We start from the raw sequence: 21,543 nt of genomic DNA, 5'->3' as shown, positions 1-21,543 counted from the left end.
CTATGTCGCGGAAGCGCTTCCCAATTGCCGGCCGATCCCCCGTGCGGCCGTCCGGAGCGCTGGCACGATCTGGTGGATCCGCACCTCAGCAAGGGGAACGACGACGCCGATCGCCGCAACCGTACGACGCTGGCGGTCCTCGATGGGCACCGCGATTCCCCAGGTGTCGGGGTCGACGATCCCCGCGAGCTCTGCGTAACCGCGCTCCGACGCCGTGGCGAGCAGCCGTCGGACATGCTCTGCGTCGACTTTGCCCGTCGGATCCCGGAAGCGCGCGAGGTACGAGTTCTGCACCGATCGCGGCTGGCCGGACATGAGCGCCACGCCTGCGGACGAGACGTGGACAGGCATCCTTCCGGCAACCTTCGCCCTGTTGGCCACAGACCCACGGCGCGACAGCCGCTCGACGAAGAGGACGTCGTCGCCCTGGAGAACCGCGAGGTTGACGTTCTGGTTGAGCACCTGGTGGATGTCATCCATGAACGGAAGGGCGGCCTGCCGCAGGAGGAGGATCGGCGAGTTCCGGTTGACCAGCTCCCACAGCCGCAGCCCAAGCTGAACCTTCCCGCCCGGCGCCTGCTCGAGGAGCCGGTGCTCGGCCAACTGGCCAACGAGGCGGTGGGCACTCGTGAGGGGAAGCCCCGAGCGATCAGCCAGCTCGGTCAACGGAAGAGAGGCAACACCTTCGGGAAACGCCTCGAGAATGCGGACAACGCGGTCGATCACGGAGTCGCCCGAGGAGGAATTCGCCATAGGACCTCGAATTCTGATGAACGGAAGCTTGGAATTACCTTGCCTTTCCATGACGCGTTCCCGCAACACGCTCTTTCCGTTGCGGCGCTGTTCGGCGAGACTGGTCCTGTCCGTTCGTTCACCCGAGATTTGACAGCAAGGTCCCCTTAGGGGGCCGCCCCAGTGAAGCAGCCCGCAGGGAACTGTTGCAGGTCCACACCGCGTTCGCGCGGCCGATCCCGATGCCACACCCGCGCCGTCCGTTCCGGCCGGGACCTGGCAGCGGAATCCATGCCTTCACCGGAGGTTGTCCCATGCCCGACCGTCTACCCCGCCGACTCAATGGCCTGCTGAAAGAGTTCGTCTCCAGGGCCGAGGAACTCATGCGGCTCCAGGAGCACATGAACGGCCTGCTCGCGGCCGTCATCTCCATCGCCGAGGACCTGACCCTCCAATCCGTGCTCGAGCGAGTGGTCCAATCGGCGCGCGAGTTGGTGGGAGCGCGGTACAGCGCTCTCGCTGTGATCAGCGAGGATGCCACCCTGAGCGATTTCGTGGCTTCCGGGGTCGACGACGATGCCCACCTTCTCGGGTCCCTCCCCATGGAGGACGGCGTCCTCGCCGAGCTGATTCGCGACCCCAAACCGCTCCGGCTTCACAATCTGCACGAGCACCTCGTCGCCGAGGGGATCCCGGAGGACCATCCCGCGGCGACCACGTTCCTCGGCGTTCCCATCCGGGTCCGCGACGCAGTCTTCGGCAACCTCTTCCTCATGGGGAAGGACGACGGCGAGGACTTCACCGTGGAGGACGAGGAACTGGCTGCTGCGTTCGCCGCGGCCGCGGGCGTCGCGATCCAGAACGCGCGCCTGTTCGAGGAGAGCCGCCGACGCCAGCGGTGGCTTGAAGCCGGTCTCGAGGCCAGCACCCAGCTCATCACCCGCGGAAGCCTCCCGTCCGCGAACCTCGTCCCCTTCGAGGACCTTGACGCCTCCGAGGATCTCGACCTCGTCGCCGATCACGCCCTGCGGGCCTCCGACTCCGTGCTGGCGGTCATCGCCCGCGTCGAAGACGGCCAGCTCCAGATGCGGACCGCAGTCGGCACCCTCGCCCTCCCCGCAGGGGACCAGATCGACTTCTCCCCCACACTGCAGAAGGTCGACGAGAAGGGCGGCCCGGTGATCATCCCCAACGCCTCGGACGTCTTCGGCGGCGGGGCGTCCGACAAGCTCGGCTGCGTTCTCGCCGTGCCCCTCGGCCATAGCGCCGTCGGCAATCGGCTCCTGCTCCTGGCCCGATCGGCAGGGACGGGCCCGTACCCGCCGTCGGACCTTGATTCCTCCGCCGCCTTCGGTTCCCACGTGGGACTCGCCCTCGACCTGAACCGCGCAAACCGGCAGCGGGAGGAGGCACTCCTCTCGTTCGACCGCGACCGGATTGCCCAGGACTTGCACGATCTCGTCATCCAGCGGCTGTTCGCCGCGGGGCTGAGCGTCCAGAACCTCCGCCGCTTCGTCACGGATTCCACCGCGGAGGCGCGGATCAACAAGGTGACCGAGGAGCTCGACGAGACGATCCGCGAGCTCCGGAACACGATCTATTCGCTGCGGACCGAGGAGAACGCGGAGGAGTCGTTCTCCCGCACTTTCCTCAACACGCTTCAAGAACGTCTGCAGGGCACGGGGATCAAGCCGCGGATCAGTGTGAGCGGAAGCATCGACGACATCCCGTCGCCCATCGCCCGGCAGCTCGTCGCGGTCGTCACGGAGGCCCTCAGCAACACGGTGCGGCACTCGGGGGCACGCACGGTGAGTGTCGCGCTGAGCGACGAGGACGGCGTGGTGGAGCTCGTCGTCGAAGACGACGGACGAGGATTCGAAGCCCCTGCCCGCACCAGCGGACTCGCCAACATCGAGCACCGCGCGTTCGTGCTCAACGGAACGAGCGAAGTGGTGAGCGCGCCGGGTCGCGGCACTACGGTCAGGTGGAAGGTGCCGCTCCCGACACTGGGATAGCTCCCCGAGAGCGTTGGGAACCCGGTGAGATCAGCGCGGCTGGCCCGCCTGTGCCAGATAGAGCGCGGCCTGCGTCCTGCGTTCGAACCCGAGCTTCGCGAGCAGCGACGAGACGTAGTTCTTGACGGTCTTCTCTGCCAGGAACAGCTCCTCGCCGATCTGCCGGTTCGTCAGCCCCTGGCCGATGAGGTGAAGGACGCGGCGTTCCTGGGGGCTCAGGGTGTCGAGGAGGGGATCGGAGATGTCCTCATGGGTCAGGCCGCTCACGACTGACTCCTTGATGCCCGGCGTGAAGAGCGATTCGCCGGCTGCTGCGCGGCGGATCGCGTTTGCCAGATCGTGGCTGCGGATCTGCTTGAGCACATAGCCAGCGGCCCCTGCGAGCACCGCGGCGCGCATCGCCTGCTCGTCGTCGTAGCTTGTCAGGATGAGGCAGCGGATGTGCGGGTCGACCGAGCGCACCTCACGGCACACCTCGATGCCCGTCCCGTCGGCGAGGCGGCCGTCGAGCACGGCCACGTGGGGCTTGAGAGCCGGGATCCGGCGCGCGGCCTCGTGTGCCGACTCGCTCTCCCCGACGATCTCCATCCCCTCATGCTCGAGAAGGTCCCTCAGACCCTGCCGGACCAGTTCATGGTCGTCCAGGATGAAGACCCGGATTCCCTCGCCGACTGCTTCCATGTACTCCCGCACCTCGTTTCTCCCCCCAGCCACCAGAGCAACAATCTCCCATTCTGGGCGGTCGGGAGAACCTCCGATAGGGACCAAAGTCAGCGGTCACCGTGTTCTGCCCCAGTGGTGTGCGTCACATAGAACTTTGCAAACGAGATAGGGACTTTCAGCCCTATAGGTCGCGGGCCTGGTTTCGAGATCCTGTTGGAGGTTTCCGATCGGGTCCTCACAGTGCGAGGCCGCGGGAGCTGGATCCGCCGCTTCGAGAAACTGGAGCCTCCGCGGAAGAGTTCGACGATTTACCCCTGAGACTGCCCTGCCCAACGACGAGTCAGGGCAGTCGGGAAAGGAGCGGGAAAGATGTCCGCTGAACCGATGGCCCGTCATGAATCTGCCCGCCGCGCAAGCATGGCGGCCCACCCCTCGAACCACACCCCTAAGGCTCCCGGGACAGATCACTCCGGAGAGCCGCGCGAGGACGAGCTGATTCCCCGCTGGGAACGCCTCCGTCTTGTGCTCGTGCAGCAGGGCCTCACCGACGAGGAAGCACGAACCGAGGTGGTCCGCATTGGGGCGCTCGAGGTGTGGGACGGCTTCGCCTCGGATCTGCGCGAGCATCGCCGCGCAGGCCGCCAGAACGAAGCCAACGCGGCTGCCGTCGGACTCCGCTCGATGCAGGGAGCGACCCTGCCGATCCTGCGGCACCCGGGCGATGTCGTCGTCGCCCGCTCTGCCCTGAATCGCGCCAGGCACCGGCTGCGGCACAACGGCGTGGTCCTCGGCCGCCTGCAGGACAGGCCGGACCCCCTCCGGCGCGCAGAGCGGGCCTTCGGGATCCTCGAGGCTTTCCTCGGGCTCGCCTGAGGACAGACCGCCCGCGGGGTCGACAATGGCGACGCCCCGCGGGCTTGAACGCGGCTCGGTTGAGCCGAGGGGCGCGCTCCTGTCCGGTTCTCCGCCTTCGCCTTGGGCGTGTGGCCAGAAATCGCGGCGTGTCGCAGCGAGTCCCCGCAAGAACCGGACAGGAGCGCAGAGCCCCCTCCGGAAAGCCCCTACCGTCGCAGGTCAGGCCTCGAAGCGCTCGGGCCGGAATGTGGCCAGCATGGGGTGCCGTGCCCCGCTGAGGATCTCCCCGGCGATGAGCTCGCCCGCGATGAGCGCCAGGGTCGCGCCGGAGTGGGTGAAGGCCGCGTAGCACCCGGGGACCTTCTGCAGCTCGCCGAACACGGGCTCGCCGTCCCCGGGGATGGGCTTGAGGCCAAGCTTCCATGAGTCCGCCTTGAGCCGCGGCGTTCCCTCGAGCAGACGCGAGGCCTCCTCGAGCAGCTCGTCCACGACAGGCTCGGGAATCGAGTACTCGCCCGAGGCGTCGCGCACAATGTGCTCCTCGTACCAGTCGTGGTCGATGGCGATCGTGCTGCCGGGATTGGGGCGGATGGCCGCGCGCGGCGTGTTGAGGACGGCCTTGACACGGTGTTCGAGCGGCTCGGTCACCACGAGCATGGCGACGGGCGAGCCGTTGTCGATCCGCACGCCGAGGGGCGCCACGACGTCCGGCGTCTGTGCCCCGCAGGCGACGACGACGGCGTCCGCCGCGAGAGTGCCGAACCCAGGGGTGACGACGGCGGCGGCGCGCCCCGCGTCGTCGACCTCAACGCGCGCCGTGCCCGCGTTCGCCTTGAGCACTCCGCCGCGCCGCGTGAACTCCCCCATGAGGTGCTCGATGAGGTGCGGGAGGCTCACCCAGCCCTCGCCCGGGTTGTAGACGGAGGTCTCGGCGAGGGCGTCGGGGTTGAGGCCGGGGGTGAAGTCCGCGACGGTTGCTGGTGTGACGAGGTGCGAGTCGTAGGCGTGGGCGCGTTCGTACGCGTGCCGTCCCACGGTCGCCGCGTCGTCGCCCTTGTCCCAATAGACGCCGCCGCCGAACTGGAGCCACTCGCGCGAGGGATCCTCGGCGAACAGTGTCCGGTAGCGGTCGATGCCAGCCATCCGGAGGGCGTGGTATTCGCTGCTCCGGACGCCGGCCGAGTTGAGCCAGGACAGCGAGCGACCCGAGGCGCCCGAGGCGAGCTCGCCTTCCGTGACGAGGGTGACCTCGGCGCCGGCGCGCAGGAGGTGCACCGCGGTGGACACGCCGATGACTCCGCCGCCGAGGACGGCGACGTGGCGGCGATCTGCACGGGGGGATTTCTGGCTTTCAGGCATTCGCTGTTTCTTTCTGTGATGACCGAATGGGGGTTGTCGCGTGCAGGCGCTCGATGAGCCGCAGCGTCTCGATGGCCTCGGCTGCATCCACGGGAACGGGTCCGCCCCGGCGCAGGGCGTCGGCGAGCAGGCGGTAGAAGGCGGGGTAGTCGCCGGGCAGAAGGCCGATGTCGACCGCCGAGCTGCCGTCCGAAAGCCGCGCGGGTTCCCGAGACGGGACGGCGCCGTAGCCGGGCTTCGCCGGGTCGGCCCCGGCGGCGAGCGCGCCCTCTTGGCCGTCGAGCCCCCAGGAGGTGAATCCCGCCCGGCTCCCCAGGACGTGGAACCGCGGGCCCAGAGCCGGAGCCAGCCCGTTCATCCACAGCCGGGTCAGCACGCCGGAGGCGTGCCGCAGTTCGGCGAAGCTGTCCTCGTCGCCGCCGCGGAGGCCGCCGCTGTGCCGCCTGAGGTCTGCACGGGCCTCCTCGACCGGTCCGAACAGCTGGATCGCCTGGTCGATGAGGTGGCTGCCGAGGTCCGTGAGGAGACCCCCGCCGTCGTCGGCCCCCGCCGCGTCACGCCAGTTGCCGAAGCCTTCGGGCCGCCACCACTCGAAGCGGGATTCGAAGGTGCGCACCTCGCCGAGGCGCCCCGAGCGGATCAGATCGACCACCGTCAGGAAGTCGCCATCCCACCTGCGGTTCTGGAAGACCGTGAGCACGACGCCGGCCCTCGCCGCGGCGTCGATCATCGCCTGGGCGTCGGCCACCGAGGGCGCGAACGGCTTGTCGACGACGACGTGGAGTCCGCGGTCGACGGCGGCGATCGCCTGATCCCGGTGGAGCGCGGGCGGGGTGCCGAGCACCACGAGGTCGAGTTCGAGGCCGCCGTCGTCGAGGCGCCCGAGGAGGCTGGCGTAGTCGGGCACGATGAGGGCATCGGGGAACCGCTTCTGGGCCGCCGCGACGCGCGCGGGGTTGCTCGTCACAATCGTGTCCACGCTGTACGACGGGTTGGCCCCGAGGAGCGGTCCGTGGAAGACGCCGCCGGACACTCCGAAGCCGACGATCGCTGTTCTGATCCGGGCTGCCGAATTGATCCGGGGCATCACAGCACCTCCGAGAGGAAGCGCTGAAGCCGCGCGGACTGCGGGCGGTCGAAGATCTCCTCGGGGGTGCCGGTCTCGACGACCTGGCCCTCGTCCATGAACACCACCTGGTTCGCTGCGCGCCGGGCGAACCCCATCTCGTGGGTAACCACGACCATGGTCATGCCGCGGCCGCTCAGGCTCGCCATGAGGTTGAGGACTCCGTTCACGAGCTCGGGATCGAGCGCGGACGTGGCCTCGTCGAACAGCATGACCTGCGGCTCCATGGCCAGGGCCCGGGCGATCGCGACGCGCTGCTGCTGTCCGCCGGAGAGATCGCGGGGCTTGTGGTCTGCGCGCTCCCGCAGCCCGACCTCGTCGAGGCGCTCCTGGGCAACCCGCAAGGCCTCCTTCTTGGGCAGGCCCTTGACCTTCCAGGGCGAGAGGGCCACGTTCTCGAGGGCGGTGTGGTCCGGGAAGAGGTTGAAGTGCTGGAACACCATGCCGATCTTCCGGCGGAGCTGATCGGGGTGCTGCCCGAGCGTCGAGTCGCCGTCGAGGAGCACGTCCCCTGCCTTCGGTTCGTGGAGGCGATTGATGCCCCGGAGCAGGGTGGACTTGCCCGAGCCGGACGGCCCGATCACGCAGGTGGTGGTGCCGGGTTCGACGCGGAGGCTGATGCTGCGGACCACTTCGACGTCGCCGTAGGCGAGGGTGAGGTCCTTGAGTTCGAGTCCGGCACCCGAATAGGCGTGGGTTGTCATGGTCTTGCGCTTTCTACGATCTCGAGCTCGGCGACCTCACGAAGTCCAGACACAGGCGGCGCCGGCTTCCGACGCCCCGCGCGGAACCGCTGGTCGATGTAGTTGACCAGATGGGTCAGCGGGACGGTGACGATGAGGTAGAAGAGGCCCGCGAGGACGAGCGGGGAGAGGTTTCCACTGAGCACCGCGGCGTCCTGGCCCACGCGGAACAGCTCGCGTTCCGAGACGAGCAGGCCGAGGAAGTAGACGAGGCTCGAATCCTTGACGATTGCGATGAACTGGTTGACGAGCGCCGGGAGCACCCGGCGGACGCCCTGCGGGACCACGACGAGGCGCATCGCCCGCCCGTAGCCCATGCCGAGCGCGCGGCAGGCTTCGAGCTGGCCCTTGTCGACGGCGAGGATGCCTGCTCGGAAGATCTCGCCGATGTAGGCGCTCGAGATGAGGCTCAGGGCAATGATGCCGAGCGGGTAGGGGCTGGGCCCGAAGATCTGCTGGCTGAACCGGGCGAAGCCCTGGCCGATGAGCAGGATGGTCAGGATTGCCGGGAGGCCCCGGAACAGGTCGGTGTACACACGGGCCGGCCAGCGGAGCCAGCCCGACGGCGAGATGCCCATGAGGGCCACGACCATGCCGAGCACGCTGCCGATCGCGGTGGCCGCGATGGAGATGACCAGGGTGTTGACGAGGCCGACCTGCAGCAGTTGGGGCAGCACGTCCGCCATGGCCTGGACGTCGAAGAACGTCTTGGCGAGATTGTCGAACAGATCCATCGCGGGCCTACTGGTCCGAGGCCGGCAGGTACTGCTTCGGCATGGGCGAGCCCGGGAACCACTTCTGGTAGAGGCGCTTCCACGTGCCGTCGTCCATGGCGGCCTTGAGGGCCTTGTTCAGCGCATCCTTGAGAGCGGGCTTGTTCTTTGCGATGGCGAACCCGGCCGGGGCGTCGAACGAGGGGATATCCGCCGCGTCGACGAGACCGAACTTGGAGACGTAGTCCTTGGCGGCCTCGTAGTCGAGGAAGTGGGCGTCGATGGTGCCGGAGTTGAGCGCCGAGACGGCCGCGTTGTTGTCCGGGAAGCGGACGAGGCTCGAGTTCGGGAAGTTCTTCATGGCGTAGGTCTCCTGCAGGGTGCCCTGCACGACCCCGAGGCGCTTGCCCTTGACGCTGTCCGCGCTGGTCACGCCCGAGGTCTTGGTGGTGAGCACTGTGAGGTAGCCGGCGAGGTAGCCATCGGAGAAGTCCACCGTCTGCTTGCGCTTGTCCGTGATGCCGATGGCGGCGACCCCGACGTCGAACTGGCCGTTGGAGACCGCGGGAAGGATCGCCGAGAAGTCCTGGCCGGTGAAGACGACGTTGTCGATTCCGGCTCGATGGGCCACGTCGGTGAAGAGCTCGACGTCGAAGCCGGTGAACTTCCCGGAGGAGTCCGTGAACGTGTAGGGCTTCGAGTCGCCGACGCTCGCGACGCGGAACTGCCCGGGCGTGATGAGCCCGTAGGGGTTGTTGGCGGAGGCGGTCGACGAGGCGCTGCTCGCGCCGCCGCAGGCGGACAGGGAGAGGGCCAGGGCGGCTGCCGCCGCGAGTGCTGCTGCTTTCAGGCTTTTCATGGGTTCGTCCGTTCTGTAAGTGAGACCGGTCTCAATGGCTGGGGTTGAGACCGGTCTCAACTTCGGGGATGATGTGACTGTACTTACGTCACGGTGTGGCGTCAATCTCTTTTTTCGGATCGGATGGAGAAATGACCAAGCGCGGGCAGACAGCCAAGGAGGCCACGGTCGCCGATGTGGCAAGGGCGGCCGGGGTGTCAAAGGCTCAGGCGGCCCGCGCTCTCGGCGGCTACGGCGCCGTGAGCGAGCAGGTGCTGTCCCTCGTGGTGGCCGCCGCGGAACAGCTCGGCTATCGGCCGAACCAGCTGGCCAAGAGCATGACGACGGGGCGCTCCAACTCCATCGGCGTCATCGTGGGCGACATCGAGAACGCACACTTCGGCCTCGCCCTGCGCGGCATCTCCGACGAGGTCCGCGACGCCGGCTACACGGTGGTGCTCGTGAACACGGACGAGGATCCGGAGGCCGAGGCGGGCGCGGTCCAGGAACTGCTTCAGCAGCGCGTGGCAGGCCTCATCGTGGCCCCGTGCTCAAGCACTGAGACCGCCCACCTCGAATCGGCGCAGGAGCGGGGCCGCGCGGTCGTCCTGTTCGACCGAGGGATCCACGGGCTCGCGCTCGACACCGTCCGCGTGGACTTCGCGGACGTCGCCCTTCAGGTGGGGCGCGTCCTCCTCGATGCGGGTCACCGACGCGTTGGCTACGTCTCGAGCCTCCGAATCCCGGAACCGTACGAGCACGGCATGGACCTCGGGCTCTCGCCCGTCGCTGACCGCGTGGGCGGCATCGAGCGTGCGTACCGGGAGGCGGGCGCGGAGTGGGACGCGAGTCTCGTGAAGCTCAACGCGGCGTCCGACGACACGCTGGCCGCTGCGTGCGCCGAGCTGCTCGATCAGCCCGAGCCCGCGACCGCCGTCGTGTGTTCGGACAGTCTCATCGCCCTCGGCGTGCTGGGCCAGATCAAGCGACGCGGCCTGCGAATCCCCGACGACATCTCGGTCGTGGCGTACGACGACTTCCTCTGGACCGAGCTCGTCGAGCCACCCTTGACCGTGGTTGCACAGCCCGTCTACGACATGGGGCGCGAGGCCGCCCGAGTCCTCCTCCGAAGGCTCGGCCATCGCGTCCCGGCGGAACAGCTGCCGCTCAGGCCGCACCTCGTCAGGAGGGCATCGGTTGGCGCCCCACGAGCACGAACCACCACCGGGTCGGCCGACCACCGATAGCCGGCATGACGCTCCCCTCGGCGCTGAAGCGTGGGGTGGCGTCGTCGTCGTACGCCCACCAGCCGCTCTGGTGACAATGTTCGCCCGTCGTCAGGGTGGTCCGACGCGCGGGCTGACGCCTCTTCATGGCCGGTTCACGCGAAGCGGTCGGGGCTGAAGGAGGCCAGGAGCGGATGCGGCTGACCCGAGAGGATCTCATCCGCGAGGAGCTCGCCCGCGATGAGGCCAAGGGTGGCTCCGGAGTGCGAGAACGCCACGAAGCAGCCCGAGACCCTCGACGTCTGGCCGAGGACGGGCTGGCCATCTCCCGGAATGGGCTTGTAGCCCACGCGCCACGACGCCGGCTTCACCTCCGGATGCCCGGCCAGCAGCCGCGAGGCCTCGGCAGCAAGGGCCTCGACGACCTCTTCGTCCACCCCGAACGTCCCGTCGCCGTAGTCGACCAGCCGGTCCTCGTACCAGTCGTGGTCAAGGGCGAGCGTGCCGCCGGGGTTCGGGCGGATCGCAACGCGCGGGGTGTTGAGGACGCTCCTGAGCTCATGCTCCACCGGCTTCGTCTCGACGAGCATCGCAAGCGGCGATCGAGTGGGCACGTCGATGCCGACCTGGGTGAGCACAGCCGGGGTCCCAGCCCCGCACGCGACGACCACGGCGTCCCCGCCGATGAGCTTTCCGCTTTCGGTCACGACGCCGACCGCCCGTCCGCCCTCGATGCGCACCTCCGCCTTGCCCGCCCGGAGCACGAGCTCTCCGCCCAGACGGTGGAACTCTTCCATGAGGAAGTCGACCAGATGAGGCAGGCTGACCCAGCCCTCACCCGGGTTGAAGATGGCGGCCTCGGGGATGGCCTCGGGGTCCACACCCGGCACGTAGCGGGCAACGTCGTCAGGCGTGAGCAGGTGTGAGTCGTAGCCACGACGCGCCTCGGCGGCGTGCCTCTTCTCGGTCTCGGCGAGCTGACCGGCGGCCTTCCAGTGCAGCCCGCCCCCGAACTGGAGCCACTCGCGGCTCGGGTCGGCCGCGTAGAGGGTCCGATAGCGGTCGATGCCGAGGTCGCGAAGCCGGTGGTACGCCTCGGAGCGCTCTCCCGCCGAGTTGAGCCACGACAGCGATCTGCCCGTCGCCTCACTGGACAGCGCGGATTCGGTGACGAGGACGACGGCGGCCCCGCCACGGAGCAGGTGGACGGCGGTCGAGACGCCGAGGATTCCGCCGCCGAGGACGACGACGGCGGGAGACGAAGCTTCGGAAGTCATGAGGGGTCTTCACTTTCCAGATGCAGGGCGATGACGGGGGAGCCGATGGGAACTAGTCGAACTAGTAGGGAACGTTCCCAATGCGACTTCGAGCATACGAAGGCGGGCAACGAGAGGTCAAGAGGTTGAAATGCCTTCGAGAACGAATTTGGGAAGGATCCCAAATTGGCATTGACGTGGTGCGCGCCACATCTCTACAGTGGAAGCCATCCAGTTCTTGGGAACGTTCCCCAAATCCTTGGCTTCCCCCTCAGACCCTCTCAGACCCCCTCAGAACAACTGGCCCGACTCCGGGACCACCACAGACAGGAAGAGCATGACCCTCAGAATCGGAGTAGACACCGGCGGTACGTTCACCGACCTCTGTGCCTTCGACGAGGCCACGGGACAGGTCCACGTCCGCAAGGTCTCCTCGACTCCAGATGACCCAGGCCGCGCCATCGTGCTCGGCATCAAGGAGCTCCTCGAGCAGATGGGCGGCCGCTCGATCGGCGAGGTCTCCTACTTGGCCCACGGCACCACCGTCGGGACGAACGCCCTGCTGACCGGACGCGGCGTGCGGACCGGCCTCATCACCACCAAGGGCTTCCGTGACCTCCTCGAACTGGGCCGAGGCCGCCGCCCCCACCTCTACGACCTCCAGGCGGACAAGCCTGAGCCCCTCGTCCCCCGCGACCTTCGCCTCGAAGTCACGGAGCGAGTCCGCCACGATGGGCGCATCGAGACCCCGCTCGACCACGAGGAAGTGCGTTCGGCGGTGCGCGAGCTCAAGGCGAAGAAGGTCGAGTCAATCGCCGTCTGCCTCCTCTACAGCTACCTCCGTCCCGACCACGAACGCCAGATCGGCGAGATCATCGCGGAGGAGTTCCCCGAGGCCTACGTCTCGCTCTCAAGCGACGTCATGCCCGAGTTCCGTGAGTACGAGCGGCTCTCGACCGTGGTCACGAATGCGTACATCGGCCCCGTCGTCGCGAACTACCTGAGCCGGCTCCGCCAGCGCCTGGCCGAGAACGGCCTCACGTGCACCCCGCACGTGACCCAGTCCAACGGCGGAATCATCCCGTTCCCGGCCGCCGAGAGCATGCCGGTCAGGCTCGTGCTGTCCGGCCCGAGCACGGGCGTGGTCGGCGCTGCCGCCATCACGAGCGAAGCGGGCAGCCCGAACATCATCACGTTCGACATGGGCGGAACCTCCTCCGACGTCTCGCTCGTCCAAGACGGCGAGCCGAAGGTCACCGCGGGCATGGAGCTCGACGGACGGCCCATCCGCTCCCCCATGCTCGACATCCACACCGTCGGCGCGGGCGGCGGCTCCATCGCCTGGATCGACAGCGGCAACCACCTCAAGGTCGGACCGGCGAGCGCAGGTGCCTTCCCAGGCCCGGCGTGCTACGGCAACGGCCAGGATGCGACCGTGACCGACGCCAATGTGGTGCTGCAGGTCCTCAACCCGGAGTACCTCCTCGACGGGCAGCTCAAGATCGACGCCCAAGCGTCCCACCGCGCGGTCAAGGCCATCGCCGATCCGCTCGGGCTGACCGTCCCGGAGGCCGCACAGGGCATCATCCGCGTGGTCACGGCCAACATGGCCCGCGCGATCCGCGTCATCTCGGTCCAACGCGGCTACGATCCCCGCGACTACGTCCTGGTCCCCTTCGGCGGTGCCGGGCCCCTGCATGCCTCGCGCCTCGCGATCGAGCTCGGCATCACGAGGATCATCGTCCCCGAGACCCCTGGTGCACAGTCTGCCCTCGGCCTGCTCATGACCGACATCCGCAGCGACTTCATGCGGACGCAGATCACCCGCGTCACGGCTCAGGAGGCCGCTCACTCAGCAGAAGATCTCTCCAAGGTCTTCGCCGAACTCACCGACCATGCCCTGGCCTGGTTCGAGGAGGAGGGCATTGAGCCGGAACGGCGCAGCATCCAGCGCCGCCTCGAGATGCGCTACGCCGGACAGAACTACGAGCTCCCCGTCGACGTCCCCGAAGGCCCCATCACGGCCGAGTCCATCACCGCGCTGATCGAGGGCTTCCAGCACGCCCACGACCGGATGTACGGCTACAGCGCCCGCGACGAAGTCGCCGAGGCTGTGACCTTCCGCGTCCAGGCGATTGCCGACGTCCCGCGGGCGGCCATCTCGCGGGCCGCCGCTGAAGGACGCAAGGTGGAGGACGCCGTCGTCGGCCTGCGCGAGGTCTACCTCGCCGAAGAAGGCGACTACGTCTCCTGCCCCGTCTACGACCGCCGCCTCCTCGACGTGGGCCACCACATCGTGGGCCCCGCCGTCATCGAGCAGATGGACACCACCACCCTGCTGCTTTCCTCCGACGTCTGCACTGTGGACGACACCCGCAACCTCGTCATCGACATCCGAAGGACTCCCAATGAATAAGCCTCTCGACAGCGTGCTCGTCGAGGTCATCGGCTCCGCCCTCGCGACGATCGTCGAGGAAATGGGCGGGACCCTCGTCCGCGCCGCCTACTCCACCAACATCAAGGAGCGCCGCGACTGCACTGCCTCGCTCTTCGACGCGAAGGGCCAGGGCATCGCGCAGGACGAGGGCGGCTCCCCGCTCCACCTCGGCTCGCTCATGGGCATCGTGGACGGCATCCTGAGCCGGTACCCGCTGGAGGAGATCAAGGAAGGCGATACGTTCATCGGGAACGACCCCTTCAGCGGAGGCGGCTCGCACCTTCCGGATATCGTGCTCGCCACGCCGATCTTCATCGGCGGCGAGCTCACAGCCTGGGCTGCGAACCTCGCCCACCACGCCGACTTCGGGGACCGCGGGCACGCCCACATCTTCCAGGAGGGCCTGCGGATTCCGCCTGTGCGGCTCATCCGCCAGGGCGTCCTACAGCAGGAGATGCTCAACCTCATCCTGCTCAACTGCCAGGTCCCCCATGAGCGGCAGGCAGACCTCCGCGCCCAGCAGGCCGCGAACCGGCTCGCCGTGCAGCGGTACAAGGACCTCTGCGAGCGCTATGGACGCGAGGTCATGGTCCAGGCAGCCGACGAACTGCTCGACTACACGGAGCGCCGCACCCGGGCGGCGATCGCCGCAATGCCCGACGGCGACTACTCCTTCCGCGACAAGTTCGATTGCCCCGAGCTGGACGACGAGCTCGAGCTCCAGGTGCGGATCACGGTCGACGGCGACACCATCGCCTTCGATTTCGCGGGGAACCCCCCGCAGGTGCGCGCCAGTGTGAACGTCGTCTGGACCGCCCTCTACGCCTCGGTGTACTACTCGCTCAAGAGCCTCATCGACGCCGATATCGTCCCGAACGCAGGCCTCTACCGGCCCGTGAGGATCGAAGCACCGACCGGCTCCATCATCAACTGCCAGGAGCCGGCAGCGGTCAACGGGCGCAGCGAAACGTGCCAGCGCATCGTCGACCTCATCCACGGCGCCCTCGCCACGGCCGTGCCCGAACGGGTCACGGCCGCGAGCAACGGCGCGAACACCGGCGTCCACTTCTCGGGCCGCAACTCGCGCACCGGCCGCGAGTTCGTCTACCTCGAGACGATCGGCGGCGGCTGCGGAGCACGCGCCACCAAGGACGGGCTGGACGGGGTGCAGGTCCACATGACCAACACGTCCAACCTCCCGGTCGAAAGCCTCGAGGCGGAGTACCCCCTCGTGATCGAGGCCTACGAGCTCATCCAGGATTCCGGGGGCGGCGGGCGGCACCGCGGCGGCCTCGGCATCCGGCGCGCGGTCCGTGTCGAGGACCCGGACATCCACTTCTGGCTCGACACGAGCCGCCAGAAGTCACAGCCGTGGGGGCTCGACGGCGGCCAGCCCGGCGAGAGCGCCCGTGCTGTCCTGAGCGAGGGGGCCCGGCCGATCGACCACGGCTACACCGTGCTCCAGGCCGGCGACTGCGTGGCCATCGAAACGGCCGGCGCGGGGGGCTACGGCAGCCCCGAGCTCCGACCCACCGGCGAAGTCGCCCGCGACCTCGCCGAAGGCAAGATCTCCGAGGATTACGCCCGCACCGTCTATCCCCAGCAGTTCGCACAGCTCTCGCCCCAGAAATGACCTCGTGTCAGCAAGAAAAGACCTCTTCTCAGCAGAAATGACCTCTCCTTAGGAAAAAGCCATGTCACAGCTCCCGCACGATCCGGCAGCACCCGTCCCTCCCGCCGTCCGGCGCCGGATCTTCATGTCCACGATGCTCGGCAACGTCGTCGAGTACTACGACTTCACCCTCTACGGCACCCTCGCGGCGATCATCTCCGCTCAGTTCTTCCCCTCCGGAGACGCGACGGCGGCCCTCCTCGCCGTGTACATCGGCGTCGTCCTCTCCTACGCCATCCGGCCGATCGGCGGCCTCATCCTCGGCCCGCTCGGCGACCTCAAGGGACGCAAGTTCGTCCTCATCCTGACGATCGCGCTCATGAGCATCGGCACGGCTGGCATCGGCGTTCTTCCGCCGTACGCGGCGATCGGCCTCGCCGCCCCCGCGATCCTCCTGCTCTCGCGCCTCGTCCAGGGCGTCGGGGCGAGCGTCGAATACACCACAGCGGCCAACTTCCTGTTCGAGCACGAGCAGGGCCGCCGGCCCAACTTCGTGGCCGGTGTCCTGAACTCGACCTGCTCCGTTGGCTCGTTCCTCGCCGCCGGCCTGGCCTACGTGATGAGCGTCGCGATGCCGGGTCACGCGTTCGCCGACTGGGGCTGGCGCATCCCCTTCCTGCTCTCGATCCCGATCGCGCTCATCGGCGTCTACATGCGGAACCACGTCACCGAGACGCCCGAGTTCCAGGAGATCCTCCGCGAGGCCGAGCAGGAGAAGGTCAAGCAGACCCCGCTGCGGACTGCCCTCCGCTACCACTGGGCGGACATGCTCAAGGCCATCGGTCTCGGCGCTGGCCAGCGCATCGGCTCATACACGATCCAGGCATACTTCGTCACCGCGCTCATCACCGCTGGGTTCCCCGCCTCTCAGGCGCTGCTCGCCTCGATGCTCACGTACGTCGTCGGCCCGATCACCAGCGTGTGGGGCGGCCAGCTCGCCGACAGGTTCGGGGCGCGACCCGTGCTGCTCACCGGTTATGGCCTCTTCGCCGTGCTGACCGTGCCCACGTTCTTCGCCATCGGCGAGAAGTCCATCGTCCTGGCGACGGCGGCCGTGGTCGTCTTCACGCTCATCAACAACCTGGTGGCTGCACCGCTGAGCGTGGCGTACGTGCTGAGCTTCCCGCCTGAGGTTCGGGCGACGGCGTCGGCGCTGAACTTCAACATCGGCACCTCGCTCGTGGGGTCCACTGCCGGTCTCGTGGCGGTGTGGCTGTTCTCCGTGACCGGTTCCAACGTCTCGTTCGGCTGGTACATGACCGTCGCGTGCCTCGTCTCGATCCTCGTGACCGTCTTCGCGCTCCCGAAGGCGCTCGAGCACCGCAAGTCCGTGCACGGGACGGCGACGGCCGCCGTCGCGAAGTAGCTCCCGCCCTGCTGCGGTTCCTAGCGTTCCGTCCGCTGAACGATCACGATGATCGCCAAGGCAACTTCGATGATGACCGCGACGCCCAGGCTGACGGCCAGGAAGAAGGTATGGATCATGAAGTACAGCGCGGTGGCCAGAGGGACAACAATGTAGGCCGCAGCGATCAGGAAGGCACCGACAGCCAGCACGAGGCATTCGATCCGGGCCTTGACGTTCGCCTTGCGAGCGGGTGTGGCAAGAGTGGCCGGAGCCGTGATCAGGACGGTACCGTCACCTCCGACGACGACAGAATTCTCCATGGCTAGTTGCTCCTCCTCGTGCTTTCAAGATCAGCTTCTTTGGTCTTGGGCGTCGGCACCCAGTGGACGTGCCGCTTGCCACGTGCCCAGTCGATGACTGCGTGAAGGGCGGCGGAACTCTCGATCAGGCCGGCGATCGGAGCCAGCAGCACTGCTCTGGCCATTTCCGCGGCTCGTTCTGCAGGGCTCAGGTCAGAGTCGGCAAGGTTGTGCCACGCGCCGACGAAGATGGATCCGATCCACATGATGCCCACCACGGAAAGCCAGATGCCCTCCGGGCCCGCCATGGGAGCAGGGCCGCCCTCGAGCATCGCTCGGATCGACTGGACAATGAACACCGGCATCACCGCCATGCACAGGACACCTACCAGCGAGCCCAGGGCGAACGTGCTGAGGCGGTACCGCGTGCCCCACAGGAGGCCGGCCCTCGTCTTCCACGGCAGCATCACGAAGTGCGGATTAGAACTCATCGCTGCCATGCCCTGCAGTACCCCGAAGACCCACCGGTGTCGCTGTTTGAAGGCGCTCCGGACGGAGAACGGAGGCTGTTCAAGCATGACGCAGCCGTGCCAGCCAAAGACCTCCTTGCCGAATTTGGAGAACGCCTTCATTCCGAAGACATAGTCCTCCGCGATGAACGGCTCACCGTCGAGGCAGCCGATGTCCCAGCCGATCTCGTTTTCCAGTTCCTCGTCGACAACAAGGTTTGATCCATGCAGGTGGAAAGGGGTGCCGTTTTCCATGACATGCCGGCATTCATAGCAGACAATCGGCCGATTCGCTTCCATGGCCCGGCAGAGCGCCGACGAGCGCATATAGTCGAGCGGATAGTAAATGGGGCCTTCGAGTATCTTTTTGTCTGTTGCGGCGAGGCAGGCGATGAGCTTGCGCAGTTCGGCCGGCACCATGACGCTTTCTTCGTCGTAGTGGAGAATGAAGGTCCGGCCAGGCTTCCGATTCCAGGAATTCCGGCGATGTTCGACGGCGTAATGCAGCCCCCGCGCCTTGAGCCTCGTGCCGTTCGGCGGCAGATAATCGTCGGGAACCACGAGAACGTCGACGGCGAGGGGGGAATCCTTGAAAGCCTGCCTGAGGGGCCACGCTTGGGCAGCCGATTCGGTGACGACCTCGATGGAGAGGAAGCTCGAATAGAATCCCCGCGCTTCCTTGGCCAGTTCCATCACCGTATTGATCCCTCGGATAATCACCTCTGTGCTTCCAGCGGAACCCCTCGTGGTGACCTGAATCTTGACGAATGGAACGTCCATCGCGATGAGATCCGCGCTGGAGACAGGCGGCGAAGGACGATACCTGCTCCAGCGGAACACGAAGCTCCGCCAATAGGAGAACATGCGGAGGCCGATGAAGGTTACGCCAATGAAAATGATGGGTCCGAGTACGACCAAGGCGAGATGAACCGAGTTATCCATGCGGACACGCTCCAAGAATTTAGCTTGTAGCTGCGCTCCCACCCCCAGCTGGGAGGAACCGCATCACGAGACAAATCCATTGAAGCCGCTCGCCCTCGGGTGCGTCGCGAGTAGTGGATACGCGTCTATTCGATCCGCCCGCGACGCGCGTACCCGGGGTACTCGATATGAGCCCGTGGCGATTACGCAGCCAGTTCTCGGAGCACTTGGATTCCTAGAGGGTGGCAGTCCGCCGTTCTTCGCCACTCTTGCGAGGGCGCGCGGTCGAATCCCGGACGATGAGCCGGCCTCGGAGCGTACGGTGCTGGCGCCGTTCAGCAGGGTTCACCATAGTGGCGATGAGCTCCTTCAACGCCGTGCGGCCGAGCTGATAGCTCGGCTGCTCGACAACCGTCAGCCGAGGGCGGACCAGGGTCGCCCAGTCCTGGTCGTCGAAGCCGATGAGCGAAAGCTGGCCCGGGGAGTCGATGCCCAGCTCCTGCAGGGCGGCGAACGCGCCGGCGCTGAGCTCGCTGTCCGTGCAGTAGACGGCGGTCACCTGGGGCTGGGATTCGAGAAGACGCCGGACGGCGGCACTCGCCGAGGCGCGGGCATAGGCGCTCGATGCCACGAGCGCCGGGTCATAGCGGATCCCGGCGCTGCGAAGGGCCATCGCGTAGCCCAGAAGGCGCGCGGGTGCCGGCCGAAGCACCGAAGCGAGGGTTGGATCGATCTGATCGGACGGCATCGCGGATGCTTCCGTGACGATGCCGATCTCGCGGTGGCCCAGATCGATCAGATGATTGACCGCCAGACTCGATGCGCCGACATGGTCGACCGCGACATACGACGCCGCAGCTACCTTAGGTGCGGGGCGGTCAAGGAGGGTGACGGCGACGCCCTTGGCCTCGAGCGACTCAAGGTGCTCGGTGTCCTCCGTCGAGACGGGCGCGATGATGACCCCGTCGACCTTCTTCCCCGCGAGAACCGACACGGCACGCCGTTCGAGCCCGATATCGCCCTCGGTGCTGCTCAGGAGGACGTCGTAGTGCTCCTCGCGCGCCGCCGTCGAAATCCCCCTCACGGCGTTGCCAAAGAAGGGATTGCTGATGTCCGGGATAACCACGCCGACGGTCATCGTCCGGCCGGTGATCATGCTCCGCGCGAGGGTGTTCGCCTGATACCCGAGCTCCTCCGCCGCCGCCTGAACGGCGACGCGCGTCTTCTCACTCACCGAGCCGTAGTTCGCCAGTGCACGCGCAGCCGTGGACTTCGAGACTCCCGCCCGTTCCGCGACGTCGATGATCGTCACGGATTGCGAGGCGGGACGGGCCATGATGCCACCCTCCTTTTCTCGCCGGGACTGGTTTTCGGACGAAATCCATCGCTGGGATCGTTACCGCGGACTGGTCCACTGTAGAACAGGCGGCCCAGGACCGCCGCCCGTCAGAACGGCGGAGGGGTGTCCGACTCCGGGTAGGTGATGTATCGCCGCCCCGTTGGCGACGTCCACTCGAGAACTCCGCCAGGCCGCCCCTGATCTTCTCCCGCTGCCGTCCCCTCTTCCCGCGGCCTGGGCTCAACGTGCCGCACCCTCCACAGGCCAAGCGACTTGAGGCGGTGGTGCTCGCGGCAGAGCAGCGCCAGATTGCCGGCGTCAGTTTCGCCGCCGTCCTGCCACTCGATCGTGTGATCGGCCTCTGTTGCGGCTGCTGGCTTGTCGCACCCCGGGAACCGGCAGACGCGGTCCCTCGCACCGAGGAAACGGCGAATCGCCAGCGACGGCGAGTACCGCCGTCGTCCGAGTGCCAAAGGAGCCCCGCTGCCATCGTCAACCCACATCGTTGTCCAGGTCTCCGCCTGGGCTGCAAGCAGCCGCGCGGTCGGGGCGTCCAACGGACCGTACCCGAGGATCTCGGCCGCGGTGTCCGATTCCCCCGAGAGGGTCCTCGCGGGAACGGTCACGACGACCTCGGTCCGCACGCCTCCCGCAGGGCTCTCCGGCGACGAGCCCAACAAGAGGTCTCGGAAGGCGTCTGCACGCAGTTGCCCGATTCCGCGACCCTCTTCTTGGCCCTGGAGCGACCGGGCGAGAGCCTCAAGGCGGGTATCGATCGCGGCGCCGACCTCCACCGGCAGGTGCGCCGTGAGCCAGCACATCCCGTCCTTCGCGGGTTCAATCTCAACTCGCCGGGACGCCGCCGCCCGTTCCTTCCGCTGCGCCAAAGGCTCGTCCGCATACTTCTCCACGAGCCGCCGCAGGCGCCGGCCGAGTGCGCCGGGGCTGGGCACGAGCGACGGGTCATCCGGACAGGCCACGGCGACGGCGGCGGTGCAGAACGGGACCCTCTTTCCCGGAGAAACCACGACCGCGAGTTCCAGCACAGCCCGCGCCTGCCGGCGCGTAAGCCGTCCCTCGCGCAGCGCGTCGAGGACCGGCACGAATTCTGGATCCGCCAGCGTCAGGCACTCGTCTACCAAGGAGCGGGCGCTGCGCTGCCCAACGTTCAGTACTGCTGCGATCTCGGACGCCGTCACCGACACCGCCTCGGCGGCCTCGATCCGACTGCTCGCGGCCCGGCGGACTTGTTCGTGCAGGGCCGAGATGACATGCGCTCGCAGCGCATGCATCCGCGATTCGCAGGCTTCCAGCACCTGCACCGTCTTCAGCAGTTGCTCGACATACGCGGTGTGCGCTTCGTGAGCGAGCGCGGCCGGCGATATCGACGCGGGCGCGTCTGCGATCTCCCGCTCCGGCTCCTCATTCGGCCCCTGCGGAACCGACGGATCCCCCTCGTCTTCCCCCATGACGCAAGGCAATCATGGGGCTC

General features: G+C 67.5%; 18 protein-coding genes. 6 read left to right on the top strand and 12 right to left on the bottom strand.

Translation table 11 applies throughout. The annotated features are described in order from the left end of the window. Complete coding sequence (locus E5679_RS11090; protein WP_138415774.1) at positions 1 to 753, bottom strand: IclR family transcriptional regulator; 753 nt, start codon at positions 751 to 753, stop codon at positions 1 to 3. A 293-nt stretch (positions 754 to 1,046) separates the two neighbouring features. Between E5679_RS11090 and E5679_RS11085 the strand changes: the two genes are divergently transcribed. Then, positions 1,047 to 2,747 carry a GAF domain-containing sensor histidine kinase gene (locus tag E5679_RS11085; RefSeq protein WP_138415772.1) on the top strand — a complete coding sequence of 567 codons (1,701 nt, stop codon included), beginning with the start codon at positions 1,047 to 1,049 and terminating at the stop codon, positions 2,745 to 2,747. A gap of 30 nt (positions 2,748 to 2,777) precedes the next feature. Here the strand turns inward: E5679_RS11085 and E5679_RS11080 are convergent, their stop codons facing one another. Continuing rightward, on the bottom strand, positions 2,778 to 3,428 hold the full coding sequence (locus E5679_RS11080) for a response regulator (RefSeq protein ID WP_138415770.1): 651 nt from the start codon (positions 3,426 to 3,428) through the stop codon (positions 2,778 to 2,780). Positions 3,429 to 3,779: 351 nt separating this feature from the next. Between E5679_RS11080 and E5679_RS11075 the strand changes: the two genes are divergently transcribed. Then, a complete protein-coding gene (locus tag E5679_RS11075) occupies positions 3,780 to 4,283 on the top strand; it encodes a hypothetical protein (RefSeq protein ID WP_138415768.1) in 504 nt (167 codons plus the stop codon). A gap of 201 nt (positions 4,284 to 4,484) precedes the next feature. On the opposite strand, the gene E5679_RS11070 is transcribed toward E5679_RS11075, so the two are convergent. The 5 genes from E5679_RS11070 to E5679_RS11050 are packed head-to-tail and all read right to left on the bottom strand — an operon-like array spanning position 4,485 to position 9,065. Then, a complete protein-coding gene (locus E5679_RS11070; RefSeq protein ID WP_138415766.1) occupies positions 4,485 to 5,624 on the bottom strand; it encodes an NAD(P)/FAD-dependent oxidoreductase in 1,140 nt (379 codons plus the stop codon). After that, positions 5,617 to 6,711 carry a Gfo/Idh/MocA family protein gene (locus tag E5679_RS11065; RefSeq protein ID WP_138415764.1) on the bottom strand — a complete coding sequence of 365 codons (1,095 nt, stop codon included), beginning with the start codon at positions 6,709 to 6,711 and terminating at the stop codon, positions 5,617 to 5,619. The genes E5679_RS11070 and E5679_RS11065 overlap by 8 nt, the downstream gene beginning before the upstream one ends. Further along, positions 6,711 to 7,454, bottom strand: a complete 744-nt coding sequence (locus E5679_RS11060) for an amino acid ABC transporter ATP-binding protein (RefSeq protein ID WP_138415761.1) — start codon at positions 7,452 to 7,454, stop codon at positions 6,711 to 6,713. Before E5679_RS11060 ends, E5679_RS11065 begins: the two co-directional genes overlap by 1 nt. Next, the gene (locus E5679_RS11055) at positions 7,451 to 8,227 is read right to left on the bottom strand and encodes an amino acid ABC transporter permease (RefSeq protein ID WP_138415759.1); all 777 of its coding nucleotides are present in this window, start codon (positions 8,225 to 8,227) and stop codon (positions 7,451 to 7,453) included. The genes E5679_RS11060 and E5679_RS11055 overlap by 4 nt, the downstream gene beginning before the upstream one ends. Positions 8,228 to 8,234: 7 nt before the next feature. After that, the gene (locus E5679_RS11050) at positions 8,235 to 9,065 is read right to left on the bottom strand and encodes an ABC transporter substrate-binding protein (protein WP_138415757.1); all 831 of its coding nucleotides are present in this window, start codon (positions 9,063 to 9,065) and stop codon (positions 8,235 to 8,237) included. 131 nt (positions 9,066 to 9,196) lie between these two features. On the opposite strand from E5679_RS11050, the gene E5679_RS11045 reads away from it, so the two are divergent. Beyond that, entirely contained in the window at positions 9,197 to 10,291 is a 1,095-nt protein-coding gene (locus tag E5679_RS11045; protein ID WP_138415755.1) for a LacI family DNA-binding transcriptional regulator, read from the top strand. Positions 10,292 to 10,425: 134 nt separating this feature from the next. Here the strand turns inward: E5679_RS11045 and E5679_RS11040 are convergent, their stop codons facing one another. Continuing rightward, positions 10,426 to 11,547, bottom strand: a complete 1,122-nt coding sequence (locus tag E5679_RS11040) for an NAD(P)/FAD-dependent oxidoreductase (protein ID WP_138415753.1) — start codon at positions 11,545 to 11,547, stop codon at positions 10,426 to 10,428. 316 nt (positions 11,548 to 11,863) lie between these two features. Between E5679_RS11040 and E5679_RS11035 the strand changes: the two genes are divergently transcribed. From E5679_RS11035 to E5679_RS11025, 3 genes are all read left to right on the top strand, one after another. After that, a complete protein-coding gene (locus E5679_RS11035) occupies positions 11,864 to 13,942 on the top strand; it encodes a hydantoinase/oxoprolinase family protein (protein ID WP_138415751.1) in 2,079 nt (692 codons plus the stop codon). Continuing rightward, a complete protein-coding gene (locus E5679_RS11030; protein WP_138415749.1) occupies positions 13,935 to 15,596 on the top strand; it encodes a hydantoinase B/oxoprolinase family protein in 1,662 nt (553 codons plus the stop codon). Before E5679_RS11035 ends, E5679_RS11030 begins: the two co-directional genes overlap by 8 nt. A gap of 61 nt (positions 15,597 to 15,657) precedes the next feature. After that, on the top strand, positions 15,658 to 17,001 hold the full coding sequence (locus E5679_RS11025; protein WP_138415747.1) for an MFS transporter: 1,344 nt from the start codon (positions 15,658 to 15,660) through the stop codon (positions 16,999 to 17,001). Positions 17,002 to 17,021: 20 nt separating this feature from the next. Here the strand turns inward: E5679_RS11025 and E5679_RS11020 are convergent, their stop codons facing one another. The 4 genes from E5679_RS11020 to E5679_RS11005 form a co-directional block, all read right to left on the bottom strand. Further along, entirely contained in the window at positions 17,022 to 17,303 is a 282-nt protein-coding gene (locus E5679_RS11020) for a hypothetical protein (RefSeq protein ID WP_138415745.1), read from the bottom strand. Between the two features lie 2 nt (positions 17,304 to 17,305). Beyond that, complete coding sequence (locus tag E5679_RS11015; protein ID WP_138415743.1) at positions 17,306 to 18,733, bottom strand: glycosyltransferase family 2 protein; 1,428 nt, start codon at positions 18,731 to 18,733, stop codon at positions 17,306 to 17,308. A gap of 214 nt (positions 18,734 to 18,947) precedes the next feature. Then, the gene (locus tag E5679_RS11010) at positions 18,948 to 20,048 is read right to left on the bottom strand and encodes a LacI family DNA-binding transcriptional regulator (protein ID WP_138415741.1); all 1,101 of its coding nucleotides are present in this window, start codon (positions 20,046 to 20,048) and stop codon (positions 18,948 to 18,950) included. A 110-nt stretch (positions 20,049 to 20,158) separates the two neighbouring features. Further along, the gene (locus E5679_RS11005) at positions 20,159 to 21,520 is read right to left on the bottom strand and encodes an HNH endonuclease signature motif containing protein (protein ID WP_138415739.1); all 1,362 of its coding nucleotides are present in this window, start codon (positions 21,518 to 21,520) and stop codon (positions 20,159 to 20,161) included. Between the last annotated feature and the right edge of the window lie 23 nt (positions 21,521 to 21,543).

This window comes from Sinomonas gamaensis (genome assembly GCF_005876955.1).
In the GTDB taxonomy this organism is placed as follows: domain Bacteria; phylum Actinomycetota; class Actinomycetes; order Actinomycetales; family Micrococcaceae; genus Sinomonas; species Sinomonas gamaensis.
Note: the sequence above shows the minus strand (reverse complement) of the source record. Positions and strands in the feature narration are given on the sequence as shown.

Bases quoted from the DNA above. Each gene is read 5' to 3' on its own strand.
- E5679_RS11050 (WP_138415757.1), bottom strand. From the start codon at position 9,065: ATGAAAAGCCTGAAAGCAGCAGCACTCGCGGCGGCAGCCGCCCTGGCC.
- E5679_RS11080 (WP_138415770.1), bottom strand. From the start codon at position 3,428: ATGGAAGCAGTCGGCGAGGGAATCCGGGTCTTCATCCTGGACGACCAT.
- E5679_RS11020 (WP_138415745.1), bottom strand. From the start codon at position 17,303: ATGGAGAATTCTGTCGTCGTCGGAGGTGACGGTACCGTCCTGATCACG.
- E5679_RS11075 (WP_138415768.1), top strand. From the start codon at position 3,780: ATGTCCGCTGAACCGATGGCCCGTCATGAATCTGCCCGCCGCGCAAGC.
- E5679_RS11085 (WP_138415772.1), top strand. From the start codon at position 1,047: ATGCCCGACCGTCTACCCCGCCGACTCAATGGCCTGCTGAAAGAGTTC.
- E5679_RS11030 (WP_138415749.1), top strand. From the start codon at position 13,935: ATGAATAAGCCTCTCGACAGCGTGCTCGTCGAGGTCATCGGCTCCGCC.
- E5679_RS11010 (WP_138415741.1), bottom strand. From the start codon at position 20,048: ATGGCCCGTCCCGCCTCGCAATCCGTGACGATCATCGACGTCGCGGAA.
- E5679_RS11070 (WP_138415766.1), bottom strand. From the start codon at position 5,624: ATGCCTGAAAGCCAGAAATCCCCCCGTGCAGATCGCCGCCACGTCGCC.
- E5679_RS11025 (WP_138415747.1), top strand. From the start codon at position 15,658: ATGTCACAGCTCCCGCACGATCCGGCAGCACCCGTCCCTCCCGCCGTC.
- E5679_RS11040 (WP_138415753.1), bottom strand. From the start codon at position 11,547: ATGACTTCCGAAGCTTCGTCTCCCGCCGTCGTCGTCCTCGGCGGCGGA.
- E5679_RS11090 (WP_138415774.1), bottom strand. From the start codon at position 753: ATGGCGAATTCCTCCTCGGGCGACTCCGTGATCGACCGCGTTGTCCGC.
- E5679_RS11045 (WP_138415755.1), top strand. From the start codon at position 9,197: ATGACCAAGCGCGGGCAGACAGCCAAGGAGGCCACGGTCGCCGATGTG.
- E5679_RS11005 (WP_138415739.1), bottom strand. From the start codon at position 21,520: ATGGGGGAAGACGAGGGGGATCCGTCGGTTCCGCAGGGGCCGAATGAG.
- E5679_RS11060 (WP_138415761.1), bottom strand. From the start codon at position 7,454: ATGACAACCCACGCCTATTCGGGTGCCGGACTCGAACTCAAGGACCTC.
- E5679_RS11015 (WP_138415743.1), bottom strand. From the start codon at position 18,733: ATGGATAACTCGGTTCATCTCGCCTTGGTCGTACTCGGACCCATCATT.
- E5679_RS11035 (WP_138415751.1), top strand. From the start codon at position 11,864: ATGACCCTCAGAATCGGAGTAGACACCGGCGGTACGTTCACCGACCTC.
- E5679_RS11065 (WP_138415764.1), bottom strand. From the start codon at position 6,711: ATGCCCCGGATCAATTCGGCAGCCCGGATCAGAACAGCGATCGTCGGC.
- E5679_RS11055 (WP_138415759.1), bottom strand. From the start codon at position 8,227: ATGGATCTGTTCGACAATCTCGCCAAGACGTTCTTCGACGTCCAGGCC.